The 13,379-nt window shown below is 75.2% G+C and carries 10 protein-coding genes; 6 read left to right on the top strand and 4 right to left on the bottom strand.

Annotation, left to right across the window (positions count from 1 at the left end; translation table 11 throughout):
- Positions 1-27: 27 nt before the first annotated feature.
- The 4 genes from ASF50_RS10680 to ASF50_RS10665 all read left to right on the top strand — a co-directional run bounded on the left by ASF50_RS10680 (position 28) and on the right by ASF50_RS10665 (position 5,319).
- Positions 28-2,730 carry a GNAT family N-acetyltransferase gene (locus ASF50_RS10680; RefSeq protein WP_056904470.1) on the top strand — a complete coding sequence of 901 codons (2,703 nt, stop codon included), beginning with the start codon at positions 28-30 and terminating at the stop codon, positions 2,728-2,730.
- Between the two features lie 60 nt (positions 2,731-2,790).
- Positions 2,791-3,405 (top strand): sulfotransferase family 2 domain-containing protein, encoded by a 615-nt coding sequence (locus ASF50_RS10675; protein WP_056862578.1) that lies wholly within the window; start codon positions 2,791-2,793, stop codon positions 3,403-3,405.
- Between the two features lie 145 nt (positions 3,406-3,550).
- Positions 3,551-4,138 carry a DUF5998 family protein gene (locus ASF50_RS10670; protein WP_056862957.1) on the top strand — a complete coding sequence of 196 codons (588 nt, stop codon included), beginning with the start codon at positions 3,551-3,553 and terminating at the stop codon, positions 4,136-4,138.
- Between the two features lie 8 nt (positions 4,139-4,146).
- On the top strand, positions 4,147-5,319 hold the full coding sequence (locus ASF50_RS10665) for an alkaline phosphatase family protein (protein ID WP_056862579.1): 1,173 nt from the start codon (positions 4,147-4,149) through the stop codon (positions 5,317-5,319).
- A 66-nt stretch (positions 5,320-5,385) separates the two neighbouring features.
- On the opposite strand, the gene ASF50_RS10660 is transcribed toward ASF50_RS10665, so the two are convergent.
- A complete protein-coding gene (locus tag ASF50_RS10660; RefSeq protein ID WP_056904469.1) occupies positions 5,386-6,072 on the bottom strand; it encodes a thymidine kinase in 687 nt (228 codons plus the stop codon).
- 53 nt (positions 6,073-6,125) lie between these two features.
- On the opposite strand from ASF50_RS10660, the gene ASF50_RS10655 reads away from it, so the two are divergent.
- Positions 6,126-7,031, top strand: coding sequence for a sulfurtransferase (locus ASF50_RS10655; RefSeq protein ID WP_082503104.1), 906 nt, complete (start codon positions 6,126-6,128; stop codon positions 7,029-7,031).
- A gap of 31 nt (positions 7,032-7,062) precedes the next feature.
- On the opposite strand, the gene ASF50_RS10650 is transcribed toward ASF50_RS10655, so the two are convergent.
- Both ASF50_RS10650 and sepH read right to left on the bottom strand, forming a co-directional pair.
- Entirely contained in the window at positions 7,063-9,063 is a 2,001-nt protein-coding gene (locus tag ASF50_RS10650) for an SDR family oxidoreductase (protein WP_056904468.1), read from the bottom strand.
- Between the two features lie 130 nt (positions 9,064-9,193).
- Positions 9,194-10,300: a septation protein SepH gene (gene sepH / locus ASF50_RS10645; protein WP_056904467.1), complete on the bottom strand. Its 1,107-nt coding sequence runs from the start codon at positions 10,298-10,300 to the stop codon at positions 9,194-9,196.
- Between the two features lie 231 nt (positions 10,301-10,531).
- Here sepH and ASF50_RS10640 point away from each other — a divergent pair, with 231 nt between their 5' ends.
- The gene (locus ASF50_RS10640; protein WP_228942373.1) at positions 10,532-11,179 is read left to right on the top strand and encodes a trimeric intracellular cation channel family protein; all 648 of its coding nucleotides are present in this window, start codon (positions 10,532-10,534) and stop codon (positions 11,177-11,179) included.
- A gap of 858 nt (positions 11,180-12,037) precedes the next feature.
- Here ASF50_RS10640 and ASF50_RS10635 read toward each other — a convergent pair.
- Entirely contained in the window at positions 12,038-13,375 is a 1,338-nt protein-coding gene (locus ASF50_RS10635; protein ID WP_156718243.1) for an MFS transporter, read from the bottom strand.
- Positions 13,376-13,379 lie beyond the last annotated feature (4 nt).

Raw genomic sequence — 13,379 nt, 5'->3', positions numbered from 1 at the left:
GAGGCGGGACCCGGTAGATTTCGGGGCGTGGACACCTCCTCGGCACCGATCCCCGCACCCCCGCGGCACTGGGAGGCCGACGTCCTGCTGCGCGACGGCCGATCGGCCCACATCCGGCCGATCACGCCCGACGACGCCGAGCTGCTGGTGGAGTTCTACTCCCGGGTCTCCGACCAGTCGAAGTACTACCGGTTCTTCTCCCCGATGCCGCAGCTCTCGCCGCGCGACGTGGAGCGCTTCACCCGGGTCGACCACCAGGACCGCGTCGCCTTCGTGCTGCTGCTCCAGCAGCGGATGATCGCCGTGGGTCGCTACGACCTGGTGCGCCCGGGGGAGGCCGAGGTCGCCTTCCTCGTCGAGGACGCCCACCAGGGCCGCGGCATCGCGCAGCTGCTGCTCGAGCACCTGGCCCAGGCCGGGCGCGAGCGCGGGCTGGAGAAGTTCGTCGCCGAGATCCTCCCCGACAACAGCCGCATGATCCAGACCTTCCGCGACGCCGGCTACCGCGTGGCCAGCGAGTACGAGGACGGCGTGCTGCAGCTGGAGTTCCCCATCGCGCCCACCGACACGGCGGTCGGCGTGATGCACGGGCGCGAGCACCGCGCCGAGGCCGCCTCGATCGAGCGCTTCTTCAACCCCCGCTCCGTGGCCATCGTCGGGGCCAGCCGCCGCCAGGACACGATCGGCCAGACCCTGGTGCGCAACCTCGTCAACGGCGACTTCACCGGGCGCGTCTACGCCGTCAACCCCACCGCCGGCGCCGTGTCGGGGCTGCCGGCCTACAAGTCGGTCTCCGACATCCCCGACGACGTCGACGTGGCCATCGTGGCCGTGCCCGCCGACGCGGTGCAGGACGTCGTGCTCGACTGCGCGGCCAAGGGCGTGCACGGGCTCGTGGTCATCTCCTCGGGCTTCGCCGAGACCGGCGAGGAGGGCCGCCAGCGCCAGCGTCGCCTGGTGGGGCTCTCGCGCTCCTACGGCCTGCGCCTCATCGGCCCCAACTGCCTGGGCGTCATCAACACCGACCCGGCGGTCTCGGTCAACGCCTCGCTGTCCTCGGTGATGCCGCCGCGCGGTCGCGCGGGCTTCTTCTGCCAGTCCGGTGCGCTCGGCTCGGCCATCCTGGAGAAGGTGCAGAACCGCGGCCTGGGCCTGTCGACCTTCGTCAGCGCGGGCAACCGCGCCGACGTCTCGGGCAACGACCTCCTGCAGTACTGGGAGGAGGACGACTCCACCGAGGTCGTGATGATGTACCTGGAGTCCATCGGCAACCCGCGCAAGTTCTCGCGCATCGCCCGGCGGGTCTCGCTGCGCAAGCCGATCGTGGCCGTGCGCTCGGGCCGCACCACCCAGGGCGTGCCCATGGGCCACGCCGTGCGCAAGATCGCCGCGCCCCCGCAGGCCGTCGACGCGATGTTCCGCCAGGCCGGGGTGATCCAGGTCGACGCCTTGGAGGAGATGTTCGACGTCGCCCAGCTGCTGGCCCACCAGCCGCTGCCGCGCGGGCGCCGGGTGGCCATCGTCGGCAACTCCGACGCCCTGGGGCTGCTCGCCGCCGACGCCGCCGCCGCGGTCGGGCTGGTCGTCAACAAGTCGGTCGCGCTGGGCGCCGAGGCCGGCGCCGACGACTTCGAGGACGCCCTCGACGCCGCCATCGACGACCCCGACGTCGACTCGGTCGTCGCGGTCTACATCCCCCCGCTCAACGTCTCGGGCGAGGAGGTCGCCAACGTGCTCGCCGCCATCGGCGAGCAGTCCGACAAGCCGCTCGTCTCGACCTTCCTCGGCGTCGAGGGCGTGCCCGAGCTGCTGCGCGTGCCCGACGTCGCCGGCTCGACGGCCGGGCGCGGCTCGGTGCCGTCCTACCCCGCCGTCGAGGCGGCCGTGCGGGCCCTGGCCCACGTCGTCGAGTACGCCGTGTGGCTGCGCACCCCCGACGGGGTGCCGCCGGACCCCGACGCCGTCGACCAGATCGGTGCGCGCAACCTGCTCAACGAGCTGCTCGCCGAGCACCCCGACGGGCTCGAGGTGCCGACCCCGGCCCTGCGCGAGCTGCTGGCGGCCTACGGCATCGACCTGTGGACCGCCCACCCGGTGCACACCCTGGACGAGGCGACCGCGGCCGCCGACGAGCTGGGCTGGGACGTCGTGCTCAAGGCCACCGCCGAGCACCTGCGCGAGCGCCCCGACCTCTCCCACGTGTGGCGCAACATCGACGACCGGCGCGAGATGGCCGACGCCTGGCAGTCGCTCACCACCCTCATCGGCGACCCGGTCGAGTCGGGCTTCGTGGTGCAGAAGACCTCGCCGGTCGGCGTGCCGGTGGCCGTGCGCAGCATCGAGGACCCGCTCTTCGGCCCGGTGGTCTCCTTCGGCATCTCCGGGCCGATCATCGAGCTGCTCGGCGACAAGGCCTACCGCATCCCGCCGCTGGGGGAGCGCGACGCAGCGGCCATGGTGCGCGAGGTGAAGTCCTCCCCGATGCTCTTCGGCTACCGCGGCAGCGAGGTGGTCGACATCGGGGAGGTCGAGTGGCTCATCCGGCGGGTGGCCCAGCTGCAGAACGACCACCCGCAGATCAGCTCGCTGGAGCTGCCGCTGGTGCTCGCCGGGCCCCACGGCGCCTCGGTGCTGACCGGCCACGCCCGCATCGACCCGGTGGCCGACGCCCGCTCCGACTGGTTCGTGCGGCGCCTGCCCAGCGCCCCCGGCGACACCATCCCGAGCTGACCGTGCGCCGCCGCGGGGCGCGTGGCGGGCCGGGCCCCGTCACGCCGTAGGATCCCGGCCATGGTGATCTCCGACAGTGCGCGCCTGCTCTTCGTGCACGTGCAGAAGACGGGCGGCTCGACCATCCAGCGTGCGCTCGAGCCGGCGCTCCCCGACGCCCGCCAGGTCAAGGGGATCGACCGCCACGCGATGCTCGGCGGCATCCTGCGCGCCGAGCCCGACCTCACGCCGTACTGGACCGTCGGCTTCGTGCGCAACCCGTGGGCGCGGATGCTGTCGTGGTTCCGCATGGTCGAGCGCTTCCGCGACACCGAGCGCGACGGCACCCAGGTCATCGAGCGCAAGAACCAGTTCATGCAGGGCGTCGCCGAGAGCTGCCCCGACTTCGAGACCTTCATCATGAAGGGCCTCGACGAGTGGACCCGGCTCCAGACGCCGCAGGTGCGCTACCTCACCACCCGCACCCGCCGCGCCGACATGATCGGGCGCCAGGAGACCCTCGAGGCCGACCTGCGAGCCGTCTTCGCCCGCTTCGACCTGCCCTGGACCCCGCTCAAGAGCGTCAACGTCGACAAGTCCCGCCCCGACTACCACGACGAGTACACCGACGCGATGCGCCGGCGCGTGGAGTCGGTGTTCGCCAAGGACATCGCCGTCTTCGGCTACTCCTTCTGACGCCGTGCCCGACCGGCAGCCCGACCGGCAGCCCGACCACCGGGACCCCGCGCGCCGACGGGGTCCGCGGCGCTGGTCGCGCGCGGCCGCGACGCCCGCGGCGCCCGCGGCGGGGTCCGCAGCCGCCCGTGACACACTGACGACCATGCGCGCTGCCCGGACCGACGACCGCGACCGCACCCGGGAGCTGAGGGCGGCCATCGACCGCACGGGCTACTACCCCGAGGTCGTCTCCGACGGGGTCGCCACCGCCGTGGCCGGCGAGCAGGTGCTCGCCTTCTTCGTCCACCACGAGCCGACCTTCGAGCACGACGAGGTGCGCCGTCACCTCAGCGTCATCGTGCTCACGCCCTCGCGCCTGGTGCTGGCCCACACCGACGAGCACGCCGGCGACGACCTGCTGCCAGAGCCCTACACCTCGACCTCCACCGAGGCCGTGCGGCTCTCCTCGGTCACCTCGGTGGTCGTCACCCGCATGGTCGCCAACCCCACGTCGGGGCCCAGCCACCCGGCGGAGGCCGTCATGACCATCGGCTGGGGCGGCGTGAGCCGCCTCGACCTCGAGCCGGCCGGCTGCTCCGACCCCCAGTGCGACGCCGACCACGGCTACACCGGCGTCCTCGCCTCCGACGACTTCTCGCTGCGCGTCTCGGCCGCGGCCGACGGCGGCGAGGCCGTCGCCGGCCTGCTCGCCTTCGCCGAGGAGCTCTCGGCGCGCACCCACCTGGCCTGAGGCCCGACGTGCCCCCCGCCCCCGACGGGACCACCCCGCCCGGACCCCGCGACGCGCGCTTCCTGGAGCCGGCGTACGGCGTGGGCTCGCTGGGCGACGTCGTGCCGGCCGTCGCCGGCGCCCTGGGGCTGCCGGGCGACCTCTTCGCGGGTGGGCGGCCCGCGGGGCTGCTGCTGCCCGACGCGCCGGCCTACGTCGTCTTCCTGGTCGACGGCCTCGGCGCTCGTCTGCTGGAGCGGCACGCGCACGCCGCGCCGTACCTCTCCGCGCTGGCCCAGGGCCACGCCGCCGCGACCTGCGGGGTGCCGTCGACCACCGCCACGAGCCTGACCTCGCTCGGCACCGCGCTCGTGCCCGGCGCGCACGGCGTCGTCGGGTTCACCTCCCGCGTGCCCGGCACCGACCGGCTGCTCAACGCGCTGCAGTGGTCGAAGCAGGTCGACCCCACCGAGTGGCAGCCGCAGCGCACCGCCTTCGCACGCCTCGGCGCCGCGGGGGCCTCGGTGACGGTGGTCAACAAGCGCGAGTTCGCCGGCAGCGGCCTGACCGTCGCCGCCCACCGCGGGGCCGACTACGTGGGCGCCGACAAGGTCGGCGAGCGGATCGCCGCCGCGGTCACGGCCTCGGCGCAGCGCCCGTCGCTGACCTACCTCTACGACGGCGACCTCGACTGGACCGGGCACCGCCACGGTGTCGCCTCCAGCCAGTGGCTCCAGCAGCTGGCCATGATCGACGCCGAGGCCGAGCAGCTGCGCGAGGCGCTGCCCACCCACGTGCGGCTGCTGGTCGTCGCCGACCACGGCATGGTCGACGCCCCCGACGACACCCGCGTCGACGTCGACGTCGTCGACGCGCTGCGCGACGGGGTGGCCCTGCTGGGCGGGGAGGCCCGCTTCCGCCAGCTCTACTGCCAGCGCGGCGCCGTCGACGACGTCGTGGCCGCCTGGCGCGGTGTGCTCGGCGACCGGGCCGAGGTGCTGGCCCGTGAGGACGCCGTGGCGCGGGGCTGGTTCGGTGAGGTGTCGTCGTCGGTGCTGCCGCGCTACGGCGACGTCGTCGTGGCCTGCCACGGCGACACCGTGGTGCTCTCGTCGACCGACTTCCCCTACGAGACCGGCCTGGTGGGCTTCCACGGGTCGCTCACGCCCGACGAGATGCTCATCCCGGTGCTGATCGACTGACCCCGTGCGGGCGGTCCCGACTCCGGGGGTCCCGGCTCCGGCCGGGCCGGCCCGGGTCGCGTCGGGTCAGCCGAAGGGCAGCGGCTCGGGGGCCAGCGAGACCGCCTTGGCGCGCGCCGCGGTGAGGCGACGGCGGTGGTGCTGGCGGCACAGCACCTCGTAGGCGACGTCGGCGTCGGACTCGGGGGCCGCGGTGACCGGCGTGCCGTCCTCGGCCGCGGTCTGCTCGACGTCACCGACCACGATCACCTCGCCCTCGGTGACCATCACGCCGTTCTCGGTGCGGGCGTTGTGGGTGGCGCGCTTGCCGCACCAGCACAGCGCCTCGACCTGCAGCACGTTCATCCGGTCGGCGAGCTCCACCAGGCGGGCCGAGCCCGGGAAGAGCTGGGTGCGGAAGTCGGTGAGGATGCCGAAGGCGAAGACGTCGATCTGGAGCTCGTCGACGACCTTGGCCAGCTGGTCGATCTGGTCGCCGGTGTAGAACTGCGCCTCGTCGCAGATGAGGTAGTCGATGCGCCCGCCCTGGGTCAGCGAGGTGACGACGTAGCGCCAGAAGTCGAAGTCGGGGTCGACCTCGAGAGCGGCGTGCACCAGGCCCAGCCGGCTGGAGACCTGGCCGTTGCCGGCCCGGTCGCGGGTGACGAAGATGCGGCCCTGACGGCCGCGTGCGGCGTGGTTGTGGTTGGTCTGGAGCGCGAGGGTGCTCTTGCCGGAGTCCATCGTGCCGGTGAAGAAGTGCAGTTCGGCCACGAGGGGTGATCCTGTCACGCCGCGTCCGGGCCGCACGCGGCAGGATGGGCGCCATGAGCGACCACCAGACCGGCCGGGGGAGCGACCTGCCCGGCCACCTGCCCGGCCACCTGCCCGGCGACCGGGGGAGCGATCGGGTCCAGGCCCCGCTGATCGGCGTCGAGGAGCTGCGCGCGCGGCTCGGGGAGGTCACGGTGCTCGACGTGCGCTGGCGCCTCGGCGGTCCGCCGGGCCGCCAGGAGCACGCCGCCGGCCACGTGCCCGGGGCGGCGTACGTCGACCTCGACACCGACCTGGCCGGCCCCCCGGAGACCGGGCCGGCTGGCGGTGGGCGCCACCCGCTGCCCGGTCCCGAGGCCTTCGCGGCCGCGATGCGCCGGGTCGGGGTGTCGCGGGACCGGCCGGTGGTCGTGGCCGACGACTGGTCGGGTCGGGCCGCGGCCCGCGCCTGGTGGCTGCTGCGGTTCCACGGCCACCCCGACGTGCGGGTGCTCGACGGCGGCTGGTCGGCCTGGGTCGCGGCGGGCGGCCCGGTCGAGACCGGGCCCGTGACGCCCGTCCCCGGCGACCTGGCGGCCGACCCGGGGCACCTGGCCGTCGTGGGTCCGCAGGACGTGCCGGACGTGGCCGTGCTCCTCGACGCCCGCGCCCCCGAGCGCTACCGCGGCGAGGTGGAGCCGGTCGACCCGGTGGCCGGCCACGTGCCCGGCGCGGTCAACGTGCCGACGAGCGAGAACCTCCGCCCCGACGGCCGCTTCCGCCCGCCGGCGGAGCTGGCCGAGGTCTACGCCGCCGCGGGCGCGGTGCCGGGCGCCGAGGTGGCGGCGTACTGCGGCTCCGGGGTCACCGCCGCCCACGACGTGCTCGCCCTGGAGCTGGCCGGGGTGCGCGCGGCGCTCTACCCCGGCAGCTGGAGCGGCTGGGTCACCGACCCGACCCGTCCGGTCGAGCGCGGCTGAGCCGCGCCCGGGGCGCCCCCGGGCCCCGAGGTCACCAGTGCACGCCCCTGAAGAGCCGCGCCAGCATGATCTGCTCCGACTCCCGGGCGGTGCCGTCGCCGCGGGCCGCGGCGGAGTCGGGGAAGACGTGGTAGGCCATGTTGAGCACCCGGAAGGCGAGCTTGGGGGCCAGCGTGTGGACCACGGCCCCGGCGTTGCCGAGGGCGGTGTTGATCTCGTGGGGGCGCTCCACCATCGCGGTGACGACCAGGTCGGCGGCCTGCGCCGGTGAGATGGTGGGGAACTTGTCGTAGATCTTGGTCGGCGCGATCATCGGCGTGCGCACCAGCGGCATGTGGATGCCGGTGAAGGTGACCCCGTCGCCCACCAGCTCGGAGCTGACGACGTTGCTCCAGGAGTCGAGCGCCGCCTTGGAGGCGACGTAGGCCGAGAAGCGCGGCGGGTTGGTCTGCACGCCGATCGAGGAGACGTTGACGACGTGGCCGCGGCCCTGCTCGCGCATGGTCGGCAGCAGGCCCATCACCAGCCTGATCGCGCCGAAGTAGTTGAGCTGCATCGTGCGCTCGAAGTCGTGGAAGCGGTCCTGCGACAGCGCCAGCGAGCGACGGATGGAGCGGCCGGCGTTGTTGATGACGAAGTCGACCGAGGGCAGGTCGGCCACCAGCTGGGCGCACAGCGCGTCGATGGCCTCGAGGTCGGAGAGGTCGCAGGGGTAGACGTGGGCGCTGCCGCCGCGCCGCTCGATGACCGCGCGCGTCTCCTCCAGCTTGTCCTTGCCGCGGGCCACGAGCACGGGCACCCCGCCGGCCTGGGCGACCTTGAGGGCGGTGACCTGGCCGATGCCGGAGGAGGCGCCGGTGATGACCACGTGCTTGCCCTGCAGCGCCTGGCGCGCTGCGCGGTCGCGGCCGGTGGTCTCGTCGAGGTGCTCCTCCCAGTAGCCCCACAGCGTGCGGGCGTAGGACTCCAGGTCGGGCACGGCGATGCCGGAGCCGGCCAGCGCGCGCTCGGTGCGGCGGGAGTCGAAGACCGCGCTGAAGCTGGTGTGGGCCAGCACCTCGGCCGGCACGCCGGCACGCGAGGTGACCGGGTCCAGCACGGCCTGCACCAGGCCGTTGCCGACCACCTTGCCCAGCAGCGCGGTGGGACGCAGGGCGCCGGGCAGCCGGCCCAGGGGGCCCGCCGTGGTGACCCGCCGGTCGAGCGGGGTCGCGAAGGTCGGGGCCCCGGCTGCGGCGCAGAAGGCGTTGACCATGTCGACGACGGGCTGCGGCTCGGGGTTGACAAGGTGGAAGGCCTCCCCGTCGTGGCCGGGCAGGTGGGCGAGGTGGTCCATGGCGGCCGCGACGTAGTCGACCGGCACCACGTTGGTGTCGCCCAGGTCGACGCCGACCAGGGGGAGCCACGACGGCAGGGCGTCGCGCAGCCGCTTCATCAGCGGGAAGAAGTAGTAGGGGCCGTCGACCTTGTCCATCTCGCCGGTCTGGGAGTGGCCGACCACGATCGCGGGGCGGTAGACCCGCCACGGCACGGTCGCCTCCTCGCGCACGATCCGCTCCGACTCGTGCTTGGTGCGGTGGTAGGCCGAGGGCAGGTGCTGGCCCTCGTCGAACATCGTCTCGTCGAAGCGCCCGCGGTGCTCCCCGGCCGCGGCCACCGAGGAGACCTGGTGGAAGCAGCCGACGCGCAGGGCCGAGGCCAGCTCGAGGGCGTGGCGGGTGCCGCCGACGTTGAGCGCCTCGTTGGTGGCGTCGTCGGCGGTCATGTCGTAGATCGCGGCGAGGTGGAAGAGGTGGTCGACCTCGCCGGCGTGCTCGGCCACCCAGGACGCCGCGACGCCCAGGCCGGGCTCGCCGAGGTCGCCGACGACGGGCACCACGCGCTCGGAGCCCCAGCGGCGCACCAGCGCCTCCATGCGCCCCATCGAGCCGGCCCGCACCAGCACGAACACCGTGCCCTCGCGGTGGTCGAGGAGCTCCTGGACGAGGTGGCGGCCGATGAACCCTGTGGCGCCGGTCACGAAGTACGACATGGCGGGAGGGTACTCGCTGGCAGGCCCCTGTGCCGCGGGTCGACGGCGTCGTCCGGCGCTCCGCCGGCGCGGCCCCGGGTGGGGGCCCGGTGACGTCGCGACCGGCTCGGACGAGGGGGTGGCGAGCCGCTCAGTCCTGCTTGCCGCCGCCGAACATGATCTCGTCCCAGCTGGGCACCGAGGCGCGGCCGCGGCTCTTCTTCACCGGTCGCCGCACCGGCGCGGGCTCGGGCTCGGGGGTGGGCTCCGGAGCCGGCTCGACGGGTGCGTCGTCGAGGGCCGCGGCGTCGGCGGCCTCCTCGCGCTCGGAGGCGTCGAGGTCGGGGGCGTCGGGGCGCGCGCGGGGTGCGGCGGTGTCGAGGAAGGCCTCCAGCGGCGCCTCCGACCCGAGGTCGGCGGCGCGCGCGGCGGGCCGCCCGGCGGCCGGGGTCTCGGCGGGTGCCGCGGCGGGTGCGTCGGTGGGGGAGACCATCTCGATCGCGTCGTCGCCGAGCGGGAGCTCCTGGTCGGCGTGGTCGACGCGGGTGCGCGGCGCGCGGGCGCCGGGAGCCGGGTCGGTGTCGCCCGCAGCCGGGGCCCCGGGGGAGTCGGGCGCGGCGGTGAGGCGGCGCTGGCGGGCGCGCTCGAGGTCGTCGTGGGCCTCGGGGGCGGGGGTCGTGGCGACGGCCTCGCCGACGACCCAGCGGGCGTCGTCGTTGTCGAGCAGCACGTAGTTGCCCGGCAGGTCGAAGGTGAACTCAGCGGTGCCCTGGCGCTCGGCGGCGGTGTACTGCGCCACGAGCGACCACCGGCCGTCCTCGCGGCGCCAGGAGTCCCACTCGACCTGGTCGGGGTCGACGTTGTGGGCGCGCAGGTGGGTGGCCACGGCGTCGCCGAGGGTCCGCGCGGTGGAGCCGTCGCCGCCGCGGCGGCGTACGGAGGAGCGCTGGGCGCGCTGGGCGACGTGCTCGCGCTCGGCGAGGACGGGGCCGGCGTAGGCCATGATCCGGTCGAGGCTGGTGCGGGCGGCCTCGGCGACGGCCTCGGGGGTCTCCCCGGCCCGGATCCGGGCCTGGATGTCGCGAGGGCGGAGGGCGCTGTCCATGGTGTTCTCCAACTGACCGGTGCGTGAGGTCTCTGCGCGCAGTGCGGCTCGCAGGGGTGCGTCGTTGTCGAGGGTGAACTCGACCCCGGCGTCACTGACCAGGAGCAGGTGCCTCCCGTCCTCGCTCACGCCGGCGAGGGTCAGGTGCACCATGGACCGAGCCTACGCCAGCACCACCCCGCGGGCGCGGACTGGCTCGGCGCGCCCGCCGGGACCGGTACGACGGACGCCGCCGCACCGGGGGCGGCCCGGCCGTCGTGCCGCGCGCACCCGCCGCCGCGGGGCGGCCCGCCCCGCCCCGGTGCCCGGTCGACGCACCTGACCTGCGGTGACGGCGTCCGCGCGCTTTCCGCGCAACCGGTCGCGCGTCGGTAGCCTCCGGGCGTGAGCACGTCGGACCCCAGCAGCACGCTGGCCGCCACCCTGGTGGTCCTCGACCTGCTGGGCATCTTCGTCTTCGCCATCTCCGGGGCCCTCGTGGCGGTGCGCAAGGACCTCGACGTCTTCGGCGTGATCGTGCTGGCCGGGGTCACCGGGCTCGGCGGCGGCTTCCTGCGCGACGTGCTGATCGGGGCGGTGCCGCCCGCGGCCCTGGCCGACTGGCGGTACCTCCTGGTGCCGCTGGCCGCCGGGCTGGTCACCTTCGTCCACCACCCCGCGCTGGGCCGCATGGAGCGCCTGGTGACGGTCTTCGACGCCTTCGGGCTCTCGCTCTTCTGCGTGGCGGGTGCGCTGAAGGCCCTCGACTACGGCCTCGGTCCGCTGCCCGCCGCGCTGCTGGGCATGGCCACCGGGGTGGGCGGCGGCATGGTGCGCGACGTGCTGGCCGGGCGCGTGCCGGTGGTGTTCCGCGGCGAGCTCTACGCCATCCCGGCGCTGGCGGGCGGCGCCGTGGCCGTGGTCGGTGTGCGCGCCGACCTGCCGACCGTGGCCGTCTCGGTCGCCGGGGCCGCGGTCTGCCTGGCCTGGCGGCTGCTCGCGGTGTGGCGCGGGTGGCAGGCGCCGCTGCCGCGCGGCTCGGCCAGCGTCTAGGCCAGCGTCCAGGCCCGGCCAGCCGACCAGCCAGCCGTCGGGCTCCACGACGAGGAGGACCGCAGCGTCGAGCCACGCCCCAGCGGCTCGCTCGGCCGGGTGCGGCGTACCCCTGTTCTCCCGGTGGTGCGAGAAGTGGCGGCAGACGACGGGTCGGAGGGCCGCGGGGCTGTCGTTCGCCGCCACTTCCCGGTCCTGGGTCACTCGCCCGACCGGCGGTCCGGTCCGGACGGCGAGGCCCGCCGGACCGCGGCGTCGAGCCACGCGCCTGCGGTTCGCTCGGCCGGGTGCGGCGCACCGCTGTCCTCCCGGTGGGGCGAGAAGTGGCGGCGAACGACGGGTCGGAGGGCCCCGAGGGTGTCGTTCGCCGCCACTTCCCGGTCCTGGGTCACTCGCCCGACGGGCGGTCCGGTCCGGACGGCGAGGCCCGCCGGATCGCGGCGTCGAGCCACGCCCCTGCGGTCCGCTCGGCCGGGTGCGTCGCACCCCTGTCCTCCCGGTGGGGCGAGCAGTGGCGGCGAATGACGGGTCGGAGGGCCGCGGGGCTGTCGTTCGCCGCCACTTCTCGGTCCTGGCTGGCTGGCCCGACCGGCGGTCCGGTCCGGACGGCGAGGCCCGCCGGACCGCGGCGTCGAGCCACGCGCCCGCGGTCCGCTCGGCCGCTCGGCCGGGTGCGGCGCACCCCTGCCCTCCCGGTGGGGCGAGAAGTGGCGGCAGACGACGGGTCGGAGGGCCCCGAGGGTGTCGTTCGCCGCCACTTCCCGGTCCTGGCTGGCTGGCCCGGCCGGTCCGGACTTTGATGCCCACCGGACCGCGGCACGGTCGGGCCCCTTCGGCTGGATCCCTCGGCCGGGCCCCTCAGCCGGGCGGCCGCAGCGGGTCGGGCTCGACGGGGGCGCCGCTCGGCACGGCGCGACCACCGGGGTCGGTCGCGGCGGCCGTCGCGGCACCGGCGGTGGTGTCACCGCGGGTGACATCGTCGTGGGGGGCGTCGCCCGCCGACGCGGCGGCGGGCTCCGCGTCGTCGCCGCGGGGCAGCAGCTGGGCGGCCACGGCGGCGAGCAGCCCGGCCACCACCGGCACGAGGTAGGCGGCGGAGGCCCCGCGGGCGTCGACGACCACGCCGCTGAGCGTCGCACCGGGCGCGACGCCGGCCACGAGGCCGGTCTGCATGATGGCCATGCCCTCGGTGAGGCGTCCGGGCGGCACCGTGCGCTCGGTGAGCGAGAGGGTGGCGACCAGCGTGGGGGCGATCGCCACGCCGCCCACGAGCAGCAGCAGGCCCATCGCGACCATCGAGTCGACGAACAGCAGCGGCACCATGGCCGCCGCCATCGCCAGCGACCCCCACCGCACCCGCACGGCGGGCCCGCGGCGCCAGGTGATGGCCCCGGTGACGACGCCCGAGAGCAGGCTGCCCAGCGCCCACAGCGCGAGCAGCGCGCCCGCCCAGGCCTTGGCGTCCTGCTCCTCGGAGAAGGCGACGGTGGTGACCTCGGCGGCGCCGAAGAGCACCCCGAGCGCCGCGCTGACGACCGCGAGCGGGGCCACCGTGCGCCACGGCATGGCGGGGCGGGGCCCGGTGGCGGCGTCGTGGCGCTGCCGGGGCGGCTCGGTGGCGCGCTGCGAGGCGAAGAAGAGACCGCCGGCGACACCGGCGACGACCGCGACGGCCAGGCCGGCCACCGGGTGCACCGCGGTGGCCAGCAGGGTCACGGTGATCGGACCGAGGATGAAGCAGGCCTCGTCAACGACCGCCTCGAGGGCGAAGGCGGTCTGCACGTCGGCGGGCCGGGAGAGCACGTGGGACCAGCGGGCACGCACGCAGGAGCCGATCTGGGGCAGCGTTCCGCCCGCGACCGCCGCCGCGGCGTAGGTGGTGGCCATCGGCCAGCCGTCCTGCACCGACCAGACCAGCAGCACCATGGCGACGCCGAAGAGCACGCTGGCGGTGCTGAGTATCAGGCCCTGGCCGAGCCGGTCGACCAGGCGGCCCTGGGCGATCGCCAGCAGCGCGTTGGCGACCATGTAGGCCGCCGAGACCGCACCGGCCACGCCGTAGGAGCCGGTAGAGGCCTCGACCAGCAGCACGATGCCCAGGCCGGCCATCGAGATGGGCAGGCGAGCGACCAGACCGGTCAGGGAGAAGAGCAGGGCGCCCGGCTCGCGCAGCACCCGCTGGTAGGACGACAGCATCACC

The sequence above is a fragment of the Nocardioides sp. Leaf307 genome (assembly GCF_001423135.1).
Lineage (GTDB): Bacteria > Actinomycetota > Actinomycetes > Propionibacteriales > Nocardioidaceae > Nocardioides > Nocardioides kribbensis.
This window is presented reverse-complemented; position numbering and strand designations above follow the sequence as displayed.

Coding starts and splice junctions, on each gene's coding strand:
- ASF50_RS10675 (WP_056862578.1), top strand. CDS start 2,791: ATGGTGATCTCCGACAGTGCGCGCCTGCTCTTCGTGCACGTGCAGAAG.
- ASF50_RS10670 (WP_056862957.1), top strand. CDS start 3,551: ATGCGCGCTGCCCGGACCGACGACCGCGACCGCACCCGGGAGCTGAGG.
- ASF50_RS10655 (WP_082503104.1), top strand. CDS start 6,126: ATGAGCGACCACCAGACCGGCCGGGGGAGCGACCTGCCCGGCCACCTG.
- ASF50_RS10650 (WP_056904468.1), bottom strand. CDS start 9,063: ATGTCGTACTTCGTGACCGGCGCCACAGGGTTCATCGGCCGCCACCTC.
- sepH (WP_056904467.1), bottom strand. CDS start 10,300: ATGGTGCACCTGACCCTCGCCGGCGTGAGCGAGGACGGGAGGCACCTG.
- ASF50_RS10635 (WP_156718243.1), bottom strand. CDS start 13,375: ATGCTGTCGTCCTACCAGCGGGTGCTGCGCGAGCCGGGCGCCCTGCTC.